Origin of the sequence: Methanobrevibacter sp. (assembly GCF_030539875.1) — an archaeon.
Taxonomy (GTDB): domain Archaea; phylum Methanobacteriota; class Methanobacteria; order Methanobacteriales; family Methanobacteriaceae; genus Methanocatella.
The window spans coordinates 59775-81569 of record NZ_JAUNXI010000001.1 but is presented as its reverse complement, the minus strand read 5'-3'; the positions used below and the strand labels follow the sequence as shown (position 1 = coordinate 81569).

Below are 21795 nucleotides of genomic sequence, written 5' to 3'. Positions count from 1 at the left end.
CTTCTACTTTTTGTGTCGTGGTCTCATCCTCCTTTTTCTAGACTTTTTGGATTTCGGTTTTGATACAAATAGTTTTTCACCACAGTTCTTCTCAATTTGATCCTTATTAGCAGACCCGAATAATCTAATAGACACATAAGGCATACTAGTAGGTCCGAATATATAATTTACCTTACCTATTTTCTTTTTATTACTATCAAATACTACAGCTCCCGGTGAAGGTGTTTTAGTAGTTCGAGCTATTAATTTTCCAGAGCTTGCAATGTGCAAACTTTTACCTAATAATTTCATAAAATCAAATCTGTATCATTTATATTATAATAAAAAACTAATATATAAATCTATCGATATATTTATATATAAATATAAATTCTATTTAAATGTTTTTCTATTTGTTTCTAAGACCAACTATTTGTGACAAAGTTGTGCCTGAACCAATGTCTTTTATGATTTTAGATTCTTTGACCTTAACTGCAAGTGTCGCAGCCATTGTTTTTGCGAATAATTTTTTTGGAATTACGACAATTCCGTTCTCATCACCAATGAAAAAGTCGCCAGGATTTATTTCAACACCTTCAATTTCGATTGGTTCATTTAAACTGCCCAAACCCAAAGCAGAACCTGCATTAGGACAGTGATTAGAAGCAAAAACAGGGAAATCCATATAGAGCAGCGCATCCAAGTCACGGGCTGATCCATAAATTACAGTGGCTTTAATTCCATTATTTTTTGCACAGGTAGAAGCCAATTCTCCCCAAATGGCCTTATCTTCACTATCAACTTTAAAAAATAAAATATCCCCCTCGTCAGCATCATCGATAGCCAAAGCAGAAGTTCCCCAGTCATCGCTTGTTGTTTGTGCAGTGAAAATTTTTCCGAAAACCCTGTTGTTGTTAACGGACTTTATTTTTTGAACTGTTCCTGACCTGTGAGATATTCCGTTATATGCATCAGAGACCTGGCAGGCTGAAACGTTCTCCAATAGGGAATATAAATTAATATATTTATCATAATTTTTACCATTGAATTTTAAATCATCGATTGTAACATCATCTAAATTAATTTCTTCAATACTTACACGCTTATTTAGATTTTTATTTTTATTTAAAACATCTTTTGGACTTATTGACATGACTTCACCATAAATTTCATCACTGTTTATGCAATTTAGATTAATCAAATTACACATGACACAGTTTATATATTAGTTTTACCAATAAATAATAATTATAGTATTTATAAATACTTAATATTTATTACATACACATTTGAGTTAATTTACATTTATCATTATTAATTTATCATTATATTATCTAAGAGGAGTGAAAACAATTATTAAGGAATATAACCGTATATGAACAATCAATACAAAGTATTAATAGTAGAACCTTAATAGCAATCCTCTATGAATGTAGAAGCTCTTTTTAATGTATGTTAGGTCTTTAAGACAAGAACATGTTTATCGTGTAATTTATGCAAATTCACCTATTAAAAATCATTTTAATTTTTAGAATTACATAAATTATCCCGATTAATAAGCTTAGGAGGCTTAAAAATGGGAAAAGGTGAAGAATTAACTACAACAAAATATTTAATTCACGCTCAAATTGACGCTAACGGAATTGTAGAAAAACCTGATGTTGTTGGTGCAGTATTTGGGCAAACTGAAGGTTTACTTAGTAATGATTTAGATTTAAGAGAACTTCAAAGAACCGGAAGGATTGGAAGGATTCAAGTCAACATCCAATCCAATGGTGGAAGAGCAAAAGGAGAAATTGTAATTCCTTCCAGTTTGGATAGAGTTGAAACCGCCATTCTTGCAGCATCTCTTGAAACAATAAATCGAGTAGGTCCTTGTGAAGCGGAAATTCAAACTACTAAAGTTGAAGATGTAAGAGCCGTCAAAAGAGAACAAGTTGTTAACCGTGCTAAAGAAATTTATAAAAACATGGTTGAAAGCATTGGCCCTACCAGTATGAAAATGATTGAGGAAGTCAGAGAAGCCATGAGAGTTCATGAAATCTCTGAATATGGTGAAGACCGCCTTCCTGCCGGCCCTAGCATCCACACATCCGACGCAATTATTGTAGTTGAAGGTCGCAGCGATGTTTTAAACTTACTCAAATACGGCATTAAAAATACCGTAGCTGTCGAAGGGGTGAATGTACCTCATTCAATCGGCGAATTAAGTAAAAAAAGAACAACAACCGCATTTGTTGATGGTGACAGAGGCGGAGAACTCATATTAAAAGAACTATTGCAAATTGGAAGCGTCGACTTTATTACCCGTGCTCCAAAAGGAAAAGAAGTCGAAGATCTGGAAAAAGACGAAGTTTTAATTGCACTTAGGGATAAGGTCCCAACTGCACAATTCTTAGCTACCAGCAACATTCTCAATGACAGCAATCATAAAAAAGAACACAGAAAAAATGGCAGACACAATAAAAAACAAAGATACAACAACAATAACCATGAAGCTGTTCAAGAACCGGTCATTGAAGATGATGAAGTAAGCTTAATGAAAGATATGCTTAAAGAATTTGAAGGCACAGGTGTTGGAGCAATCTTAGACGAAGCATTAAATATGACTAAAGAAGTTGAAGTGGAAAACATCTATGAAGAAATCAAAGGCATAGAAGGCACTGCCAATGCAGTAATATTCGACGGAGTTATTAGTCAAAGATTAGTGGATGTGGCATCCGAGAAAGGAATTAAAAAATTGGTCGCATTCAAATCCGTCAACATAGTTAAAAAACCGCACAATGTCAAAATCATAACTATTGATTGAAATATGAGAATTTAAATTCTCATTTTATTTAAAAACTTGGAAATTGGAGGAAACAACAATGAATATTAATATGGATAATTTTTATAGTACTAGAAAAAATGTTTTTGAAAGAATTCAGGACGCTAGTACCGCAACTAAGTTGCTCATGTCATTAATGATGGCTTGTTTAACTGGTATAATGGCGCAAATCATTATTCCACTACCATGGACTCCCGTTCCTATAACTGCACAAACATTTGCAGTATTATGTTCTGGTTTATTTTTAGGTAAAAGATATGGATGTTTAAGTCAAGTTTTATATGTTGTCTTAGGTGTTGCATTTATTCCTTGGTTTGGAGGAATGACCGGAGGACTTGAAGCATTATTAGGTTCAACCGGAGGATACTTCATAGGATTTATCATTACCGCATACTTTATTGGATTGATAACTGAAAAATATGCTGAATCACGTAGTTTTAGAAAAATGGCAGTTGTTATTGGAATTGCAAATTTTGCTTTAATCTACATCCCAGGACTTGCAGGTCTCGCATTATGGTTTAATTTAACCCAAGGTACAGCAATTGGTATTGTTGATCTTTTAATGATGGGTCTTGTACCGTTTATTGTAGGAGACATTGTGAAAATATTAGGAGCGGCATCTGTTTCCAAAGTATTTTTACCAAAAGACTAAAAGGTTTTTTAACCTTCTTTTTTTATTTTATTTATTTTTTTGAGAAATATGAAACTTATTTTAAGAGGACATCACCTATTATGCCTTAAAGGTTTTCAGGGATACGGCTACGATGAAAACTTTGCTTTAAACATGGCTGATGTTAACTCCAAAAGAAAACTTAAAAAAACAACCGTCTTATTAACCAACACTCCAGATGATATTTGCAGGAAGTGTCCGAACCTTAAAGACGGATTATGCCAGAACAGCAAAACAAATGAGATAATTACCAATATGGATAATGAAGTGTTAAAAAAATTAGATTCCTCAAAAGAGTTTAATTCTGTAGAATTATTTGAAAAAGTCGATGGAATTTTTAATACTGAAGAAAGCGTATCTGAAATTTGTTGTAATTGTATTTGGCATGACAAATGCTTATTTTATCAAAATTTATCAGATAACCGATAAATTTAAATACTACATGATAAAAATATATTAAATGTTGTACAATACAATATAGTCCCGTAGGGTAGTGGTAATCCTTCTAGGCTTTGGACCCGGAGACGGCGGTTCGACTCCGCTCGGGACTATTATAAAAACTTTTTTTGGATATTTTATGGAAAAACTATTGCTTATTGGAATTAACACAAGAAGTATGGTTAATAGTGCCTTAAAATTAAATTATGATATTTATTCTGCAAGCTATTTTTCAACATCAGACTCACCCTCTATAAAAAACCAAAAAATTGTCCTAAAAGAGCAATGCGATGAAAGCTGTGGTGTTTTTGATAGTCAATTCAATAGTCAAACCCTTTTGGAAATATCAAATGACTACCTAGATGAAGTTGACAATATAATTCCCATATCCGGCGTTTCGCCAAGTGATTTTTCAAAAAAACATCAAAAGAAAATTTTAGGAAATAAGGATGTTGGAAATGTCGAAGACAAATTCAGATTTTACAGGAATATAAAAGATGAATTTTCAACACCGGTTACTTTTAGGTTAAGTGATATAGGTGAAGCACGGGAAATAAATAATAATTACCCTGACACTCAATTTATCTTAAAACCCCTTCAAGGAAGTGGAGGGTATGATGTAAATCTATTAAATAATAATGCAGATTTACAATTTAATGAGGGAGAATTTATTTTACAGGAATGCATTAATGGAATCAGTTTAAGTTCATCAGTGCTTTCAACCGAAAGTGATGCAAAGACAATAACCAGTTCAAGATTATTAACAATAAATGATTTTGAAAAAAACAGCTCTTTTAAATATGTTGGAAACATACTGCCTTTAACAAATAAATCAATAATGGCAGGCATAAAATATACCGATGAAATAACAAAGCAGCTGGAAACAACTTCACAGAAACTCATACAAAAATTCAAATTAATCGGTTCAAATGGAGTTGACTATATTCTTAATGAAAAAGGACTGTATGTAATCGAGATCAATCCAAGAATACAGGGAACATTTGAATGTGTTGAAAAATCATTCGGAATAAACATGCTTGAAGCACATATCAATGCATGTAAAGGCAAAATTATTGAAATCCCCTATCCTGAATATTATTCCTATAAAAAAATCATTTATTCACCGACAAGAATGAAATATCAAAAAATAGATTTGGACAATATCTATGACCTACCCCACATTGGATCAATTACTGAAAAATCAGAGCCTCTGCTTACAGTAATCGATAAGGACAGATATTTTAAAAATTTATTTGAAAAAGTTGAATTGTCAAGTGAAACAGTAAAAGAAGAAGCTATAAAACACCAACTAAAAATAATATGAATAATATTATCCCAAGTGTTATCATAAAAGTAGTAATCACCATAAGACGAGTAATCCAAATAAATACGTTAGCCTTATTATCAGGGTCTTTCAAATATTGGTCAATTGGATTTCTTTTCATTTTAACACCATTTTCTAGAATTTCGAGTAAAAGAAATATATTACAATAACTAAATAATAATAACTGTTTTTTGAAATTAATAAAAATTTAAGCTTTAATTAAAAAAATAAATAAAATTAAAAGAAAATGAAAAGTTATGAGAAAAAGTTAAGCGTCTGCATTTTTTAAAGCAGCAGCTTCTTTTTCATTTTTCTCAATAGTTGATCTAATCATTTTCAATCTTACAAAGTTTTCCCTTTCCATTTCTTGGAGTCTCATATCAATATACTTTTCAGTATTTTGGAATCTAGGAATCATAATGTGTTCTAAAGCATTTACTCTACGTTTAGTAGCTTCGATTTCTTCAGCAAGTAAGAAAATTGTTTTTTCTATTTCACCAAGTTCGATTAAATACTTAAGAGATTCCTCGAATTTCTTTGCAGCTTCGTCTAATTGAATGGTAGTGTCAGCAAAACCGTAACCTCTATCAATAAGAGAATTTTCTTCCATTTTAACATTGGTTACAGGTACAGCAACACCCATAACACTTCTTGATGTAATTTCTACATCAATAGATTCTTTAACAGATAATGCTGCTTTTTTAACAGCCAAATCACCCATAGCAATTTGAGCTTCAAGTAAAGCATCATTTGCTTCTTTAAGACTGAGTTCTGCATTTTCACGAATACCTTTGACACGATCCAAGATATCAAAAAACTCTTTAATTAATGCATCTCTTTTCTCTTTAAGTAAACCATGCCCTTTAATAGCCAGTTTAGTTCTGTTTTTAAGAGATAATAATTCCATACGAGTTGGATTAATTCCATCTATAATATCTTGTGCCATTTAATCACCTACATTACTGTAATGAGATTAGTCATCTTTTGGAAGGTATTGTTCAATAAATTCTTCTTTAACTCTTTTGAGCTCGGATTTAGGTAAGATTTTAAGTAAATTCCAACCAAGGTCTAAGGTTTCAAAGATAGTCCTATCTTCATCTTTACTTTGAGTAATGAACTGATCTTCAAATTCTTGAGCAAATTCTAAGAATTTTTGATCCCTGTCAGTAAGTGCTTCTTCCCCTACAACCGCAACCAAGTCTCTTAATTCACGACCTTCTGCATATGCAGAATAAAGTTGGTCAGATACACCACTGTGGTCATCTCTGGTTTTTTCTCCACCGATACCACCACTCATCAAACGAGAAAGTGAAGGAAGTACGTCTACAGGAGGGTAAATACCTTTCCTGAAAATTTCCCTACTTAATACAATTTGTCCTTCGGTAATATAACCGGTTAAATCCGGAATTGGGTGAGTAATATCGTCTTGAGGCATAACTAAGATAGGCATTTGAGTAATAGAACCTTCTTTACCGTCGATACGACCAGCTCTCTCATAAATACCAGCAAGGTCAGTATACATGTAACCAGGATAACCTCTTCTTCCAGGTACTTCTTCTCTTGCTGCGGAAATTTCCCTTAAAGCTTCACAGTAGTTAGTCATATCTGTTAAGATAACTAATACTTGCATACCTAAGGTGAATGCGTAATATTCGGCAGTAGTTAAAGCCATTTTTGGAGTCAAGATTCTTTCAATAGCCGGATCGTCAGCTAAGTTCATGAATACTGTTAATTTTTCTAAAGCTCCAGTACGTTCGAAGTCCCTCATAAAGAAGTTTGCTTCTTCGTTTGTAATACCCATAGCTGCAAAAATTACTGCGAATTCATCGTCAGCACCTAATACTTTAGCTTGTCTTGCAATTTGTACAGCCAAATCGTTGTGAGGTAAACCAGATCCTGAGAAAATAGGAAGTTTTTGTCCTCTTACTAATGTGTTCATTCCGTCAATGGTAGAGATACCAGTTTGAATAAATTCTTCAGGGAATTCACGAGAAGCAGGGTTCATAGGAGCCCCGTTAATATCCAATTCTTCATCAGGGATGATTTCTGGTCCGCCGTCAATAGGTTTACCAATACCGTTAAAAATACGTCCTACCATATCTCTGGATACACCGATTTTAGCGGTTTGACCAGTGAATCTGGTTTTAGTATCTTTAGTGTTTAAATCATTAGTTCCTTCGAAAACTTGAATAACAGCAACGTCTTTACTTACTTCAAGAACTTGTCCACTTCTTTTTTCACCAGCAGGTGTTTCAATATCTACAATTTCATTGTAACCAACGCCTTCTACTCCTTCAACAACCATTAAAGGACCTGAGACTTCGGATACAGTAGTATATTCTCTAGTTTTAATATTTGTATTCATTTTTAAGCCTCACTGCATTGTTTAGTAATTGCAGATTGAATTTCTTCAATTTTTGCATCAAATTCGTCTTGTGGGATATATTTCATTTTACCAATTTCTTCTTTAACAGGTAAAGCTACAATGTTTGCAATTGGAACACCTCTGTTAACAGCTGCAAGAGATTCTTTGTAGAATAAAAGGATTGTTTTTAACATTTTGTACTGTTTGGAAGGTGCACAGTATGTATCTACATCATCAAATGCGTTTTGTTGTAAGAAGTCTTCTCTTAACATACGAGTAGTCTCTAATGTAGCTTGGTCAGTTTCAGGTAATGCATCAGGACCAACTAATTGTACAATTTCTTGTAACTCGGATTCTTTTTGTAATAAACCCATAGCTTGGTCACGAGTTGCTCTCCAATCTGCAGCTATGTTTTCAGCCCACCATCCTTCAATACTGTCTACATATAATGAATAACTTTGTAACCAGTCGATTGAAGGGAAGTGACGTTTATCAGCAAGAGATGCGTCTAACGCCCAGAACACTTTACAGATACGTAAGGTGTTTTGAGTAACAGGTTCGGATAAGTCCCCACCAGGAGGAGATACAGCACCAACTACAGAAATAGATGCAACTTTAGGTTCTGAACCGATAGTTTCAACTCTTCCAGCTCTTTCGTAGAATTGAGCTAATCTGGATGCTAAATATGCAGGGTAACCTTCTTCCCCAGGCATTTCTTCCAATCTTCCTGAAATCTCCCTCATAGCTTCAGCCCATCTTGATGTTGAATCAGCCATAAGTGCTACGTCGTAACCTTGGTCACGGTAGTATTCAGCAATAGTAATACCAGTATATACACATGCTTCACGAGCTGCTACCGGCATGTTGGAAGTGTTTGCAATAAGAACAGTTCTGTCCATTAATGGGTTACCAGTTTTAGGGTCGTCGAGGAATGGGAATTCGGTAAGTACTTCAGTCATTTCGTTACCACGTTCTCCACATCCGATATATACAACAATATCAGCATCTGCCCATTTAGCTAATTGCTGTTGGGTAACAGTTTTACCTGATCCGAAAGGACCTGGGATAGCTGCTGCTCCACCTTTAGCTACGGAGAAGAAAGTATCTTGTGCTCTTTGACCAGTTACTAAAGGTATATCCGGATCCAATTTCCTTACAAAAGGACGGCTTTTTTTAACAGGCCATTTTTGGAGCATTTGTACTTTTTGTCCGCCGACTTCAGCGATATCTTCTAAAATGGTGTATTCGCCTTCAGCTGCAATTTCAGTTACTTCACCTTCAAGAGATGGAGGAACCATGATTTTGTGTAAAACTGCAGTGGTTTCCTGCACTTCACCAAGTACGTCTCCAGCTTTTAAAACATCTCCAACTTTAGCTACAGGTTTGAATTCCCATTTTTTCTCTTTGTCAATGGAATCCACATCAATACCTCTTGCAATGAAATCACCAGAAATATCTCTGATGATTCTTAAAGGTCTTTGAATTCCATCGAAAATAGAACTCATTACACCAGGACCAAGTTCTACAGACAATGCTCCTCCGGTACATTCAACTACTTCACCCGGTTGGATACCGGCTGTTTCTTCATATACTTGGATAGTTGCGGTGTCACCTTCAAGCTCAATGATTTCCCCGATAAGCTTTTCGTCACCTACCCTAACCATCTCAAGCATCTGAGCCCCTTTCATACCATCTGCGACTATAACAGGCCCAGCAATCTTAATAATATTTCCTTCAATAATCATTTAACCATCTCTACCCCGATAACTCTTTTAATAAGGTCATTTATTTGATCAGATGATCCTTGTGAGGACCCATCTTTATCAGGTATTTCAATTATCATTGGTAAAACACTTGAACCAATTTTTCTATTAATATGTTCTCTTATTTCATTCGCCATTAATTGAGTAATGATAATAATTGAAATTTCGTCTTCTAAAAATTTATCAAAAGCTGCAATAGCTTCATCAGAAGTTGTAACTACTTCTGCTTGTTTGACACCACCAAGTCTAAATCCTGAAACAGTGTCAACATCACCAATAATTGCTACTGAACTCATATTAACATCTCCATGATTTTAGAATTAGGGAAGTCCACTTCTCTTTTTGCTCTTGCAATAATTTTTAAATTTTTAATTTCACTTTCTTTTTGACTTAAATAACCAATAATTGGACCAATACCTAATGGTTTTTTAGATGCTAAAGATTTTGAATATTTAGAAGTGTAAACGTCCAATGCTTTTTCAAATACTGCAACTGAACCTGTTTCAGTATAAACAGGCATTACATCAGTTAATGCATCGGAGTATTTGGTTCCTTCTAATCCGGAAATTACATTTGTAACATCAGGAGATTCCATTAAATCTTTAAGTTTCCATTCACGTAATTGGTATCCTTCTTCTAATATATAAGGAGAGATTGCATCATAATCAAGGCCATCTTCTTTAGCCCTTATAATTAGTTTAAGATTAGCTACATCAACTTGAGTTCCCACATATGAATATAAAATTTGTTTATTTTCATCTGAAGGAACGCTAGTAGAACGTAATAATTTGCCTAAATAATATTTATCTAAAGCAGATTCTAATGGGAGAATCATATTAGTATCTTCATACTGTGGAAGAGCATCTTCTAAAACTTGTGCATATTCAGTGTTGTCTAAACTTGTGACAATATCAGTTACATTATCAACATCAACTAAAGATTCTAACTCATCATATAATGAACCGCATGGAATCAATAATTCCATGGTTTCTTCTGAAGTGAGTCCAACTTCCTTTGCAGTTAAAAGACTTTTAATGTTGTTAATATCAGTCTTTTTAGACATTGCAACAAAAGGAGCTTTAATCTCTTTAGGAGCCAATCTTGCAACAAAATCGTAAGTATTAGCACGCTCAACATCTAATGCTTTATCAAGAGGATATTCGTCTAAAACATCCGCATAATCAGGAACACCTTTGAGGTAATTCTCAATTTCTTCAACATTGTTAGCTTCAACAATTTCAGAAATTTGTTTATCGTCAAATAATCTTCCTTTTCTAGCTCTTACTCTTGCACTTGGATTAAGATAAGGATAAATGTCCAAAATTGGTCTAGATGTAATGATTACAACTACTGCACCAACAACAAGTAATGCAATAACACAAAATACTAAGAAAGTTTCTTGTGTAAGCCCTACAGAACTTATTAAGGTAGCAATTTCATCTGCCATAATTTATCCTCCTAATTATTTAAATAAAACGTTAGCAACTTCACTACGTAAGATACTTTTAAATCTTTCTAATCTTGCTTCAATAGTGTTATTAACTTCAATATCTCCATTACTTGTTTTTAAGATAGCTCCACCAATAACATCGATAGGTTCACCTAACTGGAATTTGATTCCTTCAACTTCAAAAGTATTGTCTGAAGATATTTCTTTTTTAAATTGATTTGTATCAGCTTCATTTAACTGAATAATTAAATCATCACTGCCGATTTCATCAGCTGCTTCTTTAATCATTTTAATTAATGAATCTTCATAATCTACACTTCTTGAAGAAGCTTTTTCTTTTAATTCACCAGTAGCTTGATTAAAAGCCATTTCAATAACTTCTTCTTTAGCGCTTAATTCTGCTCTACGAGCATTCATCTTAGCTTCAGAGATAATTTGCTGATATCTCATATCAGATTGTTTTTTACCATTTTCTAAGATTTTTGTTTTTTCAACTTCAGCAGTTTTTTCAGCTTTTGCTTTAATTGCTGAAACTTCTGCATTAACATCTTGAATGATTACATCAGCTTTCTCTTGGGCTTCAGACATAATGCTTGAAACAATTTTATCTGTGCCTGAGCTCATATAAATTGCCTCCTTAACCTAAGATTCCACCGAATACCATAAGTAAAATAGCAATCAAGAAACCGTAAATAGCTTGTGTCTCTGGTAATGCAGAGAAAATAATACCACGAGCAAACATATCATTGTCTTCTACGATAGCTCCAACAGATGATGCTGCAGCAATACCTTGTCCCATACCGGAACCTAAACCAGCAAAACCAATGGATGCACCTACACCGATAGCTACAATACCTGCTTCAGTAGGTAATCCTTGTCCGCCACCTAATAATCCTGAGAATACTAATAATAAGATCGCAACCAAGAACCCGTAAATAGCCTGAGTTTCTGGTAATGCGGAGAAAATAATACCTCTTGCAAACATGTCATTGTCTTCTGCAACAGCACCTACAGAACCAGCAGCTGCCATACCTTGCCCTAAACCGGAACCTAAACCGGCAAATCCAATTGCTACTCCAGCACCAATAGCTGCTAAAGCAGTACCTAAAGCAATTTCTACCATATTTAATTCACCTTTGAAATAATATTGATTTTTAATTTTAATTTAAGATATAAATGAAAAATTTCTAATTTTTAATTTTTGTAAATGTTCTATTTGCTTTGAAAGCTTCGAACTTAGCTTTACCACTCATGAAGAATTGTGAGAAAAATTCAACATAGTTAAGACGTAAAGAGTTAATAAATGCACCTAATACTTGGAAAGCGAAGTTTGCGATATGACCGAATATGAATATAAGTATTGCAAGAACAACACCTGCATATGGAACCATATTATTTAACATTTCAGCTAAGATGTTTACAGTCATAGCAATACCACCAGTAGCTAAACATAATGCTAAAAGACGAGCATAGGATAAAATATCTCCCATGTAACCGAAAATATCCATTACACCATATGCACCGTTAGCCCAAACTAACATTCCAATAGTTACAAGAATTAAAATTCCGCCTAAAATCATTCCAATCATGCCTATAGCAGGCACAAGGAAACCTAAAGCGATGAAGATAATACCTGCTTCGAAAACAAACCAACAGATTTGAGATCCGATAGCTTCTTTTACATTACCGTACCTTATGTTGTCAATAGCACCAACAATAAAACCAAGGTTAGTGTATACAATACCAACAGCGATAGCTATTAATAAAATAGTATCCGGATGTACAAATGCTTCAACTGGAGCAAATACGGTCGGCAAACGGAATCCTGCAATCCTTTCCGGGAAGTCCCCGATAAAACCATTAGTCAGCAAACCCAAAATAACAGCCCACAGACCTGACCAGATTAAAATCCAACCAAATGAGCGCATGGATTCTTTGATTTTACCTATTCCCCTTACTAATACTACACCAATTAAAGATACGAACAATCCATAAAATGCATCGGTTAAACAGAAACCGAAGAAGAATGGGAATGAGATTGCAACAAATAATGTTGGATCAATTTCGTTGTAACGTAGAGGTGAGTACATATCTACAAGGAATTCGAAAGGTTTTGAATACCATCCATTTTGTTGTAAAATAGGAACATTTTCATCATCAGTACCTTCAATTTCAATAGTTTCAAAGGCACAATGTCCATCAGAACTTTTTTCAACTAATTGTTCAACTTTATCAGAGTCTTTTACAGGCACCCATGCTTCAAGAACATAAGCATCCTTAGTTTGAACAAAAGAAGAAAGAATTTCATTTTTTTCTTTTTCATTTTCTAATTGTTCTTTGAGAGCTAAGATTTCATCATCCCATTGCTCAGCTACTGCTTTTAATTCTGATTTAACAGCAGTACGTTCTGATTCAATAGTTAATAATCTTGAGTCGGCTTTTGAAATAATCTGCTGCGGAGTACCTTCAACATCACCTATTTCAATTTTCTCAAAGTCAAACTTACGAAGTGTTGAATAAACATCATCACTAAATTCTTTTAAGGTCACTATAACGATAATAACGCCGTCATCATCATCCATAGGAACAGTAAATACATCAAATTCATCAGTCAAGTTACTTAATTTATTTTTGATTTCTGAAGTAGATTCAGCATTAATCCTTCCAACAGTAGTAGAAGTGTACTTTGAATCTTTTAAAAGAGCTAAATCCATGTCAAAATTAGATAAACGTTTAGCCAAACTTTTATTAGACATTAGTTCACTTGTTTCAGTGTCGAGTGCGGCTAATTTGCCTTCAATAACGCTAGTTTTACTTTCAACCTGTGCTAAAATATCTTCAGCTTTTTCAATAAAAGCAGGAGTATCTAATTTTCCAACTTCTTTTGGAACAGGTAAATCTGGACTAATAAAAGACATTAAAGTGTCTTTTAACCCATGGCCTTCTGATAAAGAATTTCCTAATAATTCAGATATACCGTTTGTTTTCATAAGAAGTGAAGATAATTTGCCAGTGTAAGGAGTAGCTTTTGAAGGAATTACTAATTCCGCCAATTCAGGATCTTGCTGAATGCTTTCAGAAATATCACTGACCTGTATAAGCCCAGACTCGTGGAGAGCGTCCACTGTAGGAGCTACATACTTATCCAGTGTAACAATTCTAATTTTACGCATTCTAGCTGTCTTGAACATATAAACTCACACTACAATATATTTTTGACAATAATGGAAGCAGCTTCATCAACATTACCAACAGCCTTGTCTTTTATTGATTTAATATCAACATTAGACTGCTCAGCAATATCAAGTGCTTCTTTTTTAGCTTTATCTTCTGCATCAAAAACAGTTTTTTGAGCTTCTTCTTCTGCTGCAATTTTAGCTTCTGAAATTAATTTCTCAGCTGCTGCATTTGATTCTGCAATTAAATCTTTAGATTTAGCTTCAGAATCGACAATAATTTGTTCAGCATCAGATTCAGCTTTTTTTATCATTGCGATTGCGTCTGATATCTCTGCCATAATTAATCACCATGGTGTATCTATTTTTATCGTGTAATATATATATCTTTTACTATTCAATATTGTAAAAATAGCTAGAATTGAAAATAAATAAAAAAAGAGCATTTAAATTTTAATATTTATATTTAAACAAATGAGAAAAAAAAGAATAAAAGATAAAAAACTTATCTATAAAACCATTTTAGGACACTAGGAGGCAATTTCATTAAATAAGCAAGAATAGCTATTATGATTATGATTAAACCAACAATAGCAAATTCCAGACTGTATGGAAAATCCAATAATGCATATCCGCTTACACCAATAATAACACCTTCGAAAAAGAAAACCGCTTTAGTCCAGCTCGGATTATACATTATAACCAAATATGCAACTGCTATTAAAATTAATATAATAGCAGTGGCAATAACTTCGGTAGTTACCGGTTGGTGTTTTAAAAATGGGTAAATCGCCCATGCCATCAACATTACAGCCAGCAGTACTCCTAATATTTTAAACATTTTAACATTTGCCATAATAACACTAGATTCTTATTTTACTTTCATAATATTTATATGATTTTATATTAAAGTAGTATACATGGAAAGAGCTGTTTGGATAATATTAAATAATAATTTTTCATTAATTTTAGATAGTGAAATAAAAGACGGGAAAATCTGTGATAAAAAATTTTCACCTGGAGAGGACCTTTGGACAAGCCAACTGCCGAAATTAGCTTTTAGTGATGAGAATATTCAAAGGGAATATGACGAATTTATTTTAGATATTGTCTCGTTATTTAGTGAGCCTGATGCAGATAAAGTATTCGCTGATGCGAAAATAGGTGAAGAATCAGAATACGTTCATGCACTAAATCCTTTAGTTATTAGAAAAATAGAGGAATACAGCGTAGATGAAATTATAGAATAGCATTAGCCTGATTTAACACATCATCCATTTGGCTAAATTCCAAAGGGTTTCCTTCATCATCTACTTTTTGAGTTGTAATCAGCACATGTGGTGAAGCCCACAGATATGAATAAGTAAAATAGGCCACATTGATTGCTAAAAATATAACGCTGACCTGCAAAGCCAGTATTAAACAAACAACCTGAATTAAAATATTGCCGTATCTTCTTTTACGCATTAAGATATAATCCTCGTCATTCTGAATAGATTTAAATTTTTTTAAAGCCAATTCCTCAAATATTTTATCCATTTCTTTTGGATTGTCTGCCGATAGAATATAAAACTTCATTTTAATCCACGTATACTACAAATTCATCTAATTCTTTTCTCGGAGTTTCACGAGGCTCAGCGTTGCCATATCCAAGAGGCGTGAATAAAACAGGTTCTTCGTTTTCATCTAAATTTAAGAATCTGTGCGCTTTATTTTTCTTAAATGCTCCAATGTAACAAGTTCCAAGACCCACATCGGTGGCCGCCAAAATAATATGGTCCATTACAATTGTTGCATCAATATCTGCAATATTTTTAGAGTCCCACGGCCTTACCCATGCCTTGTCCCTTAATGCCACAACGCACAACACATAAGGCGCTTCAACAAACCATTTTGCAGCATAAATTTCAGACAGCTCTTCCCTGTATTTTTCAGTATCAATTACAAAAACTTTAAATGGCTGTGCATTAACTCCTGTCGGAGCTATTGTCGCCGCTTTTAAAACATATTCAAGTTTTTCCTTTTCAACTTCTTTATCAAGATATCCTCTAACACTATACCTTTCATTGATTACATCAATAAACTCCATCTTATCCTCTCCTTTGATAAATTACATCATCAAGGTCGCAAAATTTTCTAAATTCGTCTTCATCCATTTGCTCTTCATGAATATGTGCAATGATTCCGGGAATTCTGCCAATTATGAATACTCCCAGACCCAAATCAGGGGAAAATCCCAAATCAGATAATATGGCTGCATTTGCACCATCCACATTAAGTCTGATCTGTTTTTTTTGGAAAACCAAATCCTCAACGGCCAGCGCCAGTTTAATATGATTGCCTATAAATCCCTTTTTTATAACAAGTTCCATTAGCTTATCTGCTCGGGGATCAACATCATGATACCTATGGCCGAAACCTGGTATTTTTTTATCCCAGAGAATATATTCATTATATATTTCAATAGCCAAAGCAGCTATTTGCTTGTTGCTAATATCTGAATCTTCAGCAATTCGTGCTGAATTAATTTTTGATTGGTATAGCTCCATTGTCTTTTCAATAGCTCCGGCATGTTTATGTCCGAAAGACAGCAATGCACCTGCCACTGCAGAATTCATTGGTGAACCTGCAGAAGAGACTATGCGGGCTGCTTGAGTGCTGGGCGGCGTTACTCCATGGTCGCAAAATGAAACAAGAACATGATTAAAGATTTTTCCTTCAAGAACAGAAGGCAATCTTCCCTTTAAAAGTAAAAAAACCATATCACTATATCTAATCTTTTCAATTAAATCCCGTTGATTATATCCTCTAGTGACAATTTTATCTTTTTCAACATTTGAAATGGCTGTTTTTAAAGAATGATTATTAACTTTAAAATTATTTTCCTGCATTTTCTAGTACCCTTTTTATTAATTAAAAATAATTTATATTAAATTTATAATATAAAGATTTACAATTTTAATGTTGCAACACGAGGTTCGACAAAACATGACGGCCTGACTGAAACTATTCTAACACCACTGGCCCTTTGATTTCCAATATTCAAATAGGATCCCAGAACCGTAGTTTTACCACCAAAACCCATAGGGCCAATTCCTGTCTGATTTAATCTATCAGCAATTAGCTGTTCGTATTCGTTTTGATTATCCAAGTTTCCATAAGCAGTTGATTTTAAAAGAAGAGAAGCAGCTTCAAAATGAGTTCGCCCAATACCAATTGAAGGAATTGATGGAGTGCATCCCAACATTTTTAATGATTCCTCCAACCATCCGCATACAGTATCAACCACATTTTCAAAAGACCTCTTATGATAGACCCTAAATGTTTTTGCCCTTATTTCAGGACCTCCCCCTTGAAGCAGAAAATGAATATTCAATGTATCGGAAGTTATGTTCCTGGCATATGTGGATTCATCATTAACATTATCGATTAAAACAGATGCAGGGCGAAGCATTCCCGGTTTTTCAAATAAACCTTTACTTTGCTCGATTCTCTCAGATTCATTACCCTTAACAGCCATCGGCCTTGCAGGAAGATTATTCAAACCTATTTCAATTCCTTTATGAATCTGATTTAACAAATCTCCTGAAATTTCCCTTTTCTCACCAATTTCAATAATCACATGAGGAATGCCCGTATCATCACACAGAGGAAATTTAGTCTTTTGAGCCACCCCATAATTTTCTAAAACTTGTTTTAATACCCATTTGGCATTTTCATTATCTTCAATATCGATAGCTCTTTTTAATGCATCGAATTTGTCTTTGGAAATAGAGGTTGATGCATCAATGATTGTTTTTGAAATATCTTCTAAAATATCCATAAAATCACACAGGAATAGATAAATCTCCTGATTTTTTTGAAGAAACAACTGCATCCGGACAATATGCATCAATTACCCTTTTTACTAATGAAACTTGCTTTATACGAGCTATTGCTTCTTTTTCTGTTGTATCCCAGTTATGGTTTGATGCAACGGATCCTCCTGTTTTTAGGTAAACAGGAGATGCAACTCTGATAAATTGGGGAACTTCATAATGCCTTATAAATCCCCCTGTAGACTTGGGGTTTTCAGTATGCAAGTCAATAGCCATATCAACAGCGTCCCTGATTGCACCAATCATTGGAATCTGCAGGTCCCTTACAGGATTCAATGAATCAAGACCTTGGGATTCAAGCAGTTTTGCAGAAGCAGGGTTGCAATGACCTGCATGAGCAGACAATTTAAAATGAACATTATCAGGCATTTCGCCTTTCTGTCTCATTTGATTTAATACAAACAGCAATCCCTCATCATAAAGCAGTATTCCGCGAACTCCCAACCTGCAGGCTCTCCTGACATCTTCAACTGCATAAACTAAGTTATCATAACCTCTAAGGCGGTAACCTATTCTGCTTCCTTCTTGAGTATGAACAGTTGCAGAAGTATCGTAAGTTGCTCTTGGACCTACTGACAAAAATAACTCACAACCATAATTCTTAGCCAGATTAACCATTTCTTTAATTTCCGAATCAGTCAGCATCATTATTCCTTTGGTCTGAGTGACCCTATGGATAAAAATATCCTGTTTAACAGATTCCTTTAAAAGTGCATCCATTGTTTTTGGAGACTGGATACCTGGAACCTCAAAACGATACTGTCCACCATCACCGAAACGCTTATCAGAGACATAATCCTTTGAAACATCATTTATGCCTATCTTTTTAAGGAATTTTTTTGTATTTTCCATATTATCCACCATTTAATTTACGGACAACAAATTTCATAGAATAATCTTCAAGAGAATCAATGACTGTTAAATTTTTAACGTTGTAATTTGGGTTGAGAGATTTGAATTTATCGATTAATTCCCTTAGTTGTAACGGATTTTCAAAATCTCCTTTTGGAATAAATGTGATGTTTTGAAAAATACCGTTTCTAAACTCGTCATCCAATTTAATAATAACATTTGATGGTCTTTTTGCAGGATACAGTTCATCTAATTTATCATCTGATAATATGACCATCCCGTTTACCAAATTCTTAATGCTGTTTACTGTATCGACGGTGGAATAATTCTCTAAAAGACCATAATTGATTAACTGGTTAATAACATCAACATTAATTTCCCCAACAACCAATGAAATAGCAACAGCATAAGGAAGGCTTTGCTTTAATTCTTCCAGGTTTTTAGGATGGAAATTATTATGCTGTGCAGCAACAGAATATGTTTTAACTGCTACATTCTGAATGTGGTCATATTCATCCCCGATACTTGCCTTAAGTTTTAATGCAGTATCTATTGAGGAATGCAAATGTCTGCAGAATGGGTATTTTTTAAAGTAAATGTCACGGACTCTTACTGTTTCCATGTTTTTTAATGCATCATCTAGTGAGAAATCATCATCCTGATTCCTATCATCAAAAACCATTGCTTTTAAAAATCCTTCATCCCCTTCAAATATGGATCCGCTACCTGTAAAACCATTTCTGGCAAGCATTGCAGATAAAATACCGTTGAATGCTGCTTTTCCAACATGTAAAACTTTACCCATAGACCCGCCATGGTCTGATTCCAGAAGCCCTGCTGCCTGAGTTCCGCACAATCCCAATGCATTTAAAATTTGATCTTCATCAAGATTCAACAATTTAGAGGCAACAACACCTGCAACAAAGGTTCCGATTGTTCCGGTTGTATGAAATCCTTTGTCCCTATGTTTGGGGTTTACGAGCTGGCCAAGTAAAATTCCAACTTCATAACCTACAATAACACCTTCCAAAAATTCCCTGCCGGTTAAATCATAAGCTTCAGAAATTGACAGGGCAGTTGGAAAGATTATGGAACCTAAATGAAGTTGGGCTCCTCTGTGACCGTCGTCCAACTCCAGCACATGTGCTGCAACACCATTTATAAAGGCGGCACTTAAAATATCTGTTTTTAAAGTTGTTCCAATAACCGATGACTTTAAATTTGAATTAAAGTTTCCTGAAAATATCTCACCAACTGTGTTTAGAGCAATATTTGGAGCATTTTCATCCATTCCCCTATAAGCAACACCATAGAAATCTAAAAAAGCAGCTTTTGCAGTAGTAACAGATTCGGCAGTTGCTTGTTCAAAGCGATAGTTTGAGATAAATTTTGAAATATTTTGTAAAAACATGAAACACCTATCTATATTATATGTAAAAAGTAGTATTAATATAGATAAGTTTAGAATTTTGATGATAAAATCATATTGGAACGCCGGTAAATATTAAAACACAGTGCGCTACAACTGCAGAACCTAAATATGTGGATGCAATAACAAGAATTGTAATAATTAATGCTTTTGGACCTAATGCCTTAAATTCATTCCAGCTTTTACCCATTCCAATACCTACATAAGCTAAAAAGACAGTAACAATTGATATCAATTCTATTTGAGAAGCATAATAAATCAGAGTTTCAGAAGTAGGCATTCCAGGAAATGCCAATACAATACCGATTACACTAATATAGATAATTGATGAAATATTGAAAGGCAAATACCTTTCCATCCAGACACCAATAAGAGTAATCAGAGATAAAATAAACATTCCAATTAAGGAATCACCTATCGGATTGTGATAACCTATTGAATTGCCAACAACAACAATAATTGAGAATATGGTTAAAAGTAACACCCAGTTTAAAATACCGTGAACAGAAATATTTTCAGATCCGTCAATAATATCAAATCCATCAATGATATCTCCCATTTAATCATCCTCCTCTTCAATAATAGGCTCCCTTCCAATTTTAGGTTCTAAGAACTTATATAATTTTTCGGTTAAAGGCAGTGCAATAAATATTACAATATAAATGCCTATAGAAAATGAAAGCAGATTACTAAAACCGGCAAATGCCTGAATTTGTGTTGCTAAATCCGGAAATGCAGCTATTGTAGGAGCCAGAGATGCAGCATTCATACTGGCGCTGCCTACACCACAAGCCATAGCAAATGCATAGGGATGCAACGGCAAAACAGAAACGCAGATACTTGTTAGGAAACTAATGAATACTGTTCCTATAATTGTTCCAACAATAAAAAGAGCAAAAATACCTCTGGATTCAGCAGAGTTAAAACCATATTTGTCAACAACAACAGCAACTTCAGGTTCACGACCAATAGAAGAAGTCATTCCAATACATTCACGTTTAAAACCAAGCAACAATGCTATAGGAAGTGCAACTAATATTGTAGCCAAGTGCCCCAATTCCTGCAATATTAAAGCCGGACCCATTTCAAAAATTAAATGAATAGATTGGCCACTGGAAACAGCTAATTTTGCAATTAAAACACCGATAAAAAGCATCATTGCCCCTTCAGCAACTCTGGATTGTTTTCTTTTAATCCATTTAATAGGTTTTGCCAAATAGAATATCAAACCTAAAATCATTGTGTAAAGCAACGGCATTATTGTAACTGAAACACCATCAGTTATTGGGATTTTGATTGGACCAATGAGTTCAGCAATTATAACTAAAACAAGTACGCTGCAGTGTAAACCGTAATCTTTCCACGGATTCTTCTTTAAAATACGTTTATCCGTTTTATCACGGTAAATGTGCTGAATTTCATTACTGTCATCATGTTTCTTAAATATTATTGTCAACCCCTTTTACAAACAAACATCTGATGTTTAATAATTTATACTCTTAAAATTATCATATATAAAATAATAGGATATAGTTCTTAAAAGTTCTAAAAAATAGAATAAAAATAGTGAAAAATTAAGAATTATTTCACCATAAGTGAATTAATAAATATGCATTTTAATTAGCTAAATTACAAATATGGAGC

Annotated in this window: 26 protein-coding genes and 1 tRNA gene; 6 read left to right on the top strand and 21 right to left on the bottom strand. The window is 34.0% G+C overall.

Going from position 1 to position 21795, the window contains the following annotated elements; translation table 11 throughout:
- Nucleotides 1–3 precede the first annotated feature (3 nt).
- Nucleotides 4–291: an H/ACA ribonucleoprotein complex subunit GAR1 gene (locus tag Q4Q16_RS00450; RefSeq protein ID WP_303345424.1), complete on the bottom strand. Its 288-nt coding sequence runs from the start codon at nucleotides 289–291 to the stop codon at nucleotides 4–6.
- 97 nt (nucleotides 292–388) lie between these two features.
- On the bottom strand, nucleotides 389–1132 hold the full coding sequence (locus Q4Q16_RS00445) for an RraA family protein (RefSeq protein ID WP_303345423.1): 744 nt from the start codon (nucleotides 1130–1132) through the stop codon (nucleotides 389–391).
- A 423-nt stretch (nucleotides 1133–1555) separates the two neighbouring features.
- Here Q4Q16_RS00445 and dnaG point away from each other — a divergent pair, with 423 nt between their 5' ends.
- From dnaG to Q4Q16_RS00420, 5 genes are all read left to right on the top strand, one after another.
- A complete protein-coding gene (gene dnaG, locus Q4Q16_RS00440; protein ID WP_303345422.1) occupies nucleotides 1556–2788 on the top strand; it encodes a DNA primase DnaG in 1233 nt (410 codons plus the stop codon).
- 64 nt (nucleotides 2789–2852) lie between these two features.
- On the top strand, nucleotides 2853–3458 hold the full coding sequence (locus Q4Q16_RS00435; RefSeq protein ID WP_368660201.1) for a biotin transporter BioY: 606 nt from the start codon (nucleotides 2853–2855) through the stop codon (nucleotides 3456–3458).
- Nucleotides 3459–3506: 48 nt separating this feature from the next.
- Nucleotides 3507–3905: a DUF1284 domain-containing protein gene (locus Q4Q16_RS00430; RefSeq protein WP_303345420.1), complete on the top strand. Its 399-nt coding sequence runs from the start codon at nucleotides 3507–3509 to the stop codon at nucleotides 3903–3905.
- 50 nt (nucleotides 3906–3955) lie between these two features.
- Nucleotides 3956–4027: transfer RNA gene (locus Q4Q16_RS00425), tRNA-Gln, on the top strand.
- A gap of 26 nt (nucleotides 4028–4053) precedes the next feature.
- Nucleotides 4054–5238 carry an ATP-grasp domain-containing protein gene (locus Q4Q16_RS00420; RefSeq protein WP_303345419.1) on the top strand — a complete coding sequence of 395 codons (1185 nt, stop codon included), beginning with the start codon at nucleotides 4054–4056 and terminating at the stop codon, nucleotides 5236–5238.
- On the opposite strand, the gene Q4Q16_RS00415 is transcribed toward Q4Q16_RS00420, so the two are convergent.
- The 11 genes from Q4Q16_RS00415 to Q4Q16_RS00365 all read right to left on the bottom strand — a co-directional run bounded on the left by Q4Q16_RS00415 (nucleotide 5210) and on the right by Q4Q16_RS00365 (nucleotide 14848).
- Nucleotides 5210–5359 (bottom strand): hypothetical protein, encoded by a 150-nt coding sequence (locus Q4Q16_RS00415; RefSeq protein WP_303345418.1) that lies wholly within the window; start codon nucleotides 5357–5359, stop codon nucleotides 5210–5212. The genes Q4Q16_RS00420 and Q4Q16_RS00415 overlap by 29 nt on opposite strands.
- A gap of 147 nt (nucleotides 5360–5506) precedes the next feature.
- On the bottom strand, nucleotides 5507–6184 hold the full coding sequence (locus Q4Q16_RS00410) for a V-type ATP synthase subunit D (RefSeq protein WP_303345417.1): 678 nt from the start codon (nucleotides 6182–6184) through the stop codon (nucleotides 5507–5509).
- A 27-nt stretch (nucleotides 6185–6211) separates the two neighbouring features.
- Entirely contained in the window at nucleotides 6212–7603 is a 1392-nt protein-coding gene (locus Q4Q16_RS00405) for a V-type ATP synthase subunit B (protein WP_303345416.1), read from the bottom strand.
- Between the two features lie 2 nt (nucleotides 7604–7605).
- Nucleotides 7606–9348, bottom strand: a complete 1743-nt coding sequence (locus Q4Q16_RS00400) for an ATP synthase subunit A (RefSeq protein WP_303345415.1) — start codon at nucleotides 9346–9348, stop codon at nucleotides 7606–7608.
- Nucleotides 9345–9662, bottom strand: coding sequence for a V-type ATP synthase subunit F (locus Q4Q16_RS00395; protein ID WP_303345414.1), 318 nt, complete (start codon nucleotides 9660–9662; stop codon nucleotides 9345–9347). Before Q4Q16_RS00395 ends, Q4Q16_RS00400 begins: the two co-directional genes overlap by 4 nt.
- Complete coding sequence (locus Q4Q16_RS00390) at nucleotides 9659–10813, bottom strand: V-type ATP synthase subunit C (RefSeq protein WP_303345413.1); 1155 nt, start codon at nucleotides 10811–10813, stop codon at nucleotides 9659–9661. Before Q4Q16_RS00390 ends, Q4Q16_RS00395 begins: the two co-directional genes overlap by 4 nt.
- A gap of 15 nt (nucleotides 10814–10828) precedes the next feature.
- Nucleotides 10829–11440 (bottom strand): V-type proton ATPase subunit E, encoded by a 612-nt coding sequence (locus tag Q4Q16_RS00385; RefSeq protein WP_303345412.1) that lies wholly within the window; start codon nucleotides 11438–11440, stop codon nucleotides 10829–10831.
- A 13-nt stretch (nucleotides 11441–11453) separates the two neighbouring features.
- Nucleotides 11454–11939 (bottom strand): V-type ATP synthase subunit K, encoded by a 486-nt coding sequence (locus Q4Q16_RS00380; RefSeq protein ID WP_303345411.1) that lies wholly within the window; start codon nucleotides 11937–11939, stop codon nucleotides 11454–11456.
- A 64-nt stretch (nucleotides 11940–12003) separates the two neighbouring features.
- Nucleotides 12004–14007 (bottom strand): V-type ATP synthase subunit I, encoded by a 2004-nt coding sequence (locus tag Q4Q16_RS00375; RefSeq protein ID WP_303345410.1) that lies wholly within the window; start codon nucleotides 14005–14007, stop codon nucleotides 12004–12006.
- An 11-nt stretch (nucleotides 14008–14018) separates the two neighbouring features.
- The gene (locus tag Q4Q16_RS00370; RefSeq protein WP_303345409.1) at nucleotides 14019–14333 is read right to left on the bottom strand and encodes a V-type ATP synthase subunit H; all 315 of its coding nucleotides are present in this window, start codon (nucleotides 14331–14333) and stop codon (nucleotides 14019–14021) included.
- Nucleotides 14334–14497: 164 nt separating this feature from the next.
- On the bottom strand, nucleotides 14498–14848 hold the full coding sequence (locus Q4Q16_RS00365; RefSeq protein WP_303345408.1) for a hypothetical protein: 351 nt from the start codon (nucleotides 14846–14848) through the stop codon (nucleotides 14498–14500).
- A gap of 64 nt (nucleotides 14849–14912) precedes the next feature.
- Here Q4Q16_RS00365 and Q4Q16_RS00360 point away from each other — a divergent pair, with 64 nt between their 5' ends.
- On the top strand, nucleotides 14913–15242 hold the full coding sequence (locus Q4Q16_RS00360; protein WP_303345407.1) for a hypothetical protein: 330 nt from the start codon (nucleotides 14913–14915) through the stop codon (nucleotides 15240–15242).
- Here the strand turns inward: Q4Q16_RS00360 and Q4Q16_RS00355 are convergent.
- From Q4Q16_RS00355 to Q4Q16_RS00320, 8 genes are all read right to left on the bottom strand, one after another.
- A complete protein-coding gene (locus tag Q4Q16_RS00355) occupies nucleotides 15232–15570 on the bottom strand; it encodes a hypothetical protein (RefSeq protein ID WP_303345406.1) in 339 nt (112 codons plus the stop codon). The genes Q4Q16_RS00360 and Q4Q16_RS00355 overlap by 11 nt on opposite strands.
- A gap of 1 nt (nucleotide 15571) precedes the next feature.
- Nucleotides 15572–16081 (bottom strand): nitroreductase family protein, encoded by a 510-nt coding sequence (locus Q4Q16_RS00350; RefSeq protein ID WP_303345405.1) that lies wholly within the window; start codon nucleotides 16079–16081, stop codon nucleotides 15572–15574.
- A 1-nt stretch (nucleotide 16082) separates the two neighbouring features.
- Nucleotides 16083–16883, bottom strand: a complete 801-nt coding sequence (locus Q4Q16_RS00345) for a citryl-CoA lyase (RefSeq protein WP_303345404.1) — start codon at nucleotides 16881–16883, stop codon at nucleotides 16083–16085.
- 59 nt (nucleotides 16884–16942) lie between these two features.
- Nucleotides 16943–17815 carry a fumarate hydratase gene (locus Q4Q16_RS00340; protein WP_303345403.1) on the bottom strand — a complete coding sequence of 291 codons (873 nt, stop codon included), beginning with the start codon at nucleotides 17813–17815 and terminating at the stop codon, nucleotides 16943–16945.
- Nucleotides 17816–17819: 4 nt separating this feature from the next.
- On the bottom strand, nucleotides 17820–18722 hold the full coding sequence (locus Q4Q16_RS00335; RefSeq protein ID WP_303345402.1) for a peptidase: 903 nt from the start codon (nucleotides 18720–18722) through the stop codon (nucleotides 17820–17822).
- 1 nt (nucleotide 18723) lies between these two features.
- Complete coding sequence (locus tag Q4Q16_RS00330; protein WP_303345401.1) at nucleotides 18724–20133, bottom strand: MmgE/PrpD family protein; 1410 nt, start codon at nucleotides 20131–20133, stop codon at nucleotides 18724–18726.
- Nucleotides 20134–20203: 70 nt separating this feature from the next.
- Nucleotides 20204–20710, bottom strand: coding sequence for a hypothetical protein (locus tag Q4Q16_RS00325; protein ID WP_303345400.1), 507 nt, complete (start codon nucleotides 20708–20710; stop codon nucleotides 20204–20206).
- Complete coding sequence (locus tag Q4Q16_RS00320) at nucleotides 20711–21607, bottom strand: DUF3100 domain-containing protein (RefSeq protein ID WP_303345399.1); 897 nt, start codon at nucleotides 21605–21607, stop codon at nucleotides 20711–20713.
- Between the last annotated feature and the right edge of the window lie 188 nt (nucleotides 21608–21795).

Bases quoted from the DNA above. Each gene is read 5' to 3' on its own strand.
- Q4Q16_RS00365 (WP_303345408.1), bottom strand. From the start codon at position 14,848: ATGGCAAATGTTAAAATGTTTAAAATATTAGGAGTACTGCTGGCTGTA.
- Q4Q16_RS00430 (WP_303345420.1), top strand. From the start codon at position 3,507: ATGAAACTTATTTTAAGAGGACATCACCTATTATGCCTTAAAGGTTTT.
- Q4Q16_RS00360 (WP_303345407.1), top strand. From the start codon at position 14,913: ATGGAAAGAGCTGTTTGGATAATATTAAATAATAATTTTTCATTAATT.
- Q4Q16_RS00395 (WP_303345414.1), bottom strand. From the start codon at position 9,662: ATGAGTTCAGTAGCAATTATTGGTGATGTTGACACTGTTTCAGGATTT.
- Q4Q16_RS00405 (WP_303345416.1), bottom strand. From the start codon at position 7,603: ATGAATACAAATATTAAAACTAGAGAATATACTACTGTATCCGAAGTC.
- Q4Q16_RS00375 (WP_303345410.1), bottom strand. From the start codon at position 14,007: ATGTTCAAGACAGCTAGAATGCGTAAAATTAGAATTGTTACACTGGAT.
- Q4Q16_RS00400 (WP_303345415.1), bottom strand. From the start codon at position 9,348: ATGATTATTGAAGGAAATATTATTAAGATTGCTGGGCCTGTTATAGTC.
- Q4Q16_RS00325 (WP_303345400.1), bottom strand. From the start codon at position 20,710: ATGGGAGATATCATTGATGGATTTGATATTATTGACGGATCTGAAAAT.
- Q4Q16_RS00410 (WP_303345417.1), bottom strand. From the start codon at position 6,184: ATGGCACAAGATATTATAGATGGAATTAATCCAACTCGTATGGAATTA.
- Q4Q16_RS00350 (WP_303345405.1), bottom strand. From the start codon at position 16,081: ATGGAGTTTATTGATGTAATCAATGAAAGGTATAGTGTTAGAGGATAT.
- Q4Q16_RS00445 (WP_303345423.1), bottom strand. From the start codon at position 1,132: ATGTCAATAAGTCCAAAAGATGTTTTAAATAAAAATAAAAATCTAAAT.
- Q4Q16_RS00335 (WP_303345402.1), bottom strand. From the start codon at position 18,722: ATGGAAAATACAAAAAAATTCCTTAAAAAGATAGGCATAAATGATGTT.
- Q4Q16_RS00345 (WP_303345404.1), bottom strand. From the start codon at position 16,883: ATGCAGGAAAATAATTTTAAAGTTAATAATCATTCTTTAAAAACAGCC.
- Q4Q16_RS00450 (WP_303345424.1), bottom strand. From the start codon at position 291: ATGAAATTATTAGGTAAAAGTTTGCACATTGCAAGCTCTGGAAAATTA.
- Q4Q16_RS00370 (WP_303345409.1), bottom strand. From the start codon at position 14,333: ATGGCAGAGATATCAGACGCAATCGCAATGATAAAAAAAGCTGAATCT.
- Q4Q16_RS00355 (WP_303345406.1), bottom strand. From the start codon at position 15,570: ATGAAGTTTTATATTCTATCGGCAGACAATCCAAAAGAAATGGATAAA.
- Q4Q16_RS00385 (WP_303345412.1), bottom strand. From the start codon at position 11,440: ATGAGCTCAGGCACAGATAAAATTGTTTCAAGCATTATGTCTGAAGCC.
- Q4Q16_RS00340 (WP_303345403.1), bottom strand. From the start codon at position 17,815: ATGGATATTTTAGAAGATATTTCAAAAACAATCATTGATGCATCAACC.
- dnaG (WP_303345422.1), top strand. From the start codon at position 1,556: ATGGGAAAAGGTGAAGAATTAACTACAACAAAATATTTAATTCACGCT.
- Q4Q16_RS00415 (WP_303345418.1), bottom strand. From the start codon at position 5,359: ATGAAAAGAAATCCAATTGACCAATATTTGAAAGACCCTGATAATAAG.
- Q4Q16_RS00330 (WP_303345401.1), bottom strand. From the start codon at position 20,133: ATGTTTTTACAAAATATTTCAAAATTTATCTCAAACTATCGCTTTGAA.
- Q4Q16_RS00420 (WP_303345419.1), top strand. From the start codon at position 4,054: ATGGAAAAACTATTGCTTATTGGAATTAACACAAGAAGTATGGTTAAT.
- Q4Q16_RS00390 (WP_303345413.1), bottom strand. From the start codon at position 10,813: ATGGCAGATGAAATTGCTACCTTAATAAGTTCTGTAGGGCTTACACAA.
- Q4Q16_RS00380 (WP_303345411.1), bottom strand. From the start codon at position 11,939: ATGGTAGAAATTGCTTTAGGTACTGCTTTAGCAGCTATTGGTGCTGGA.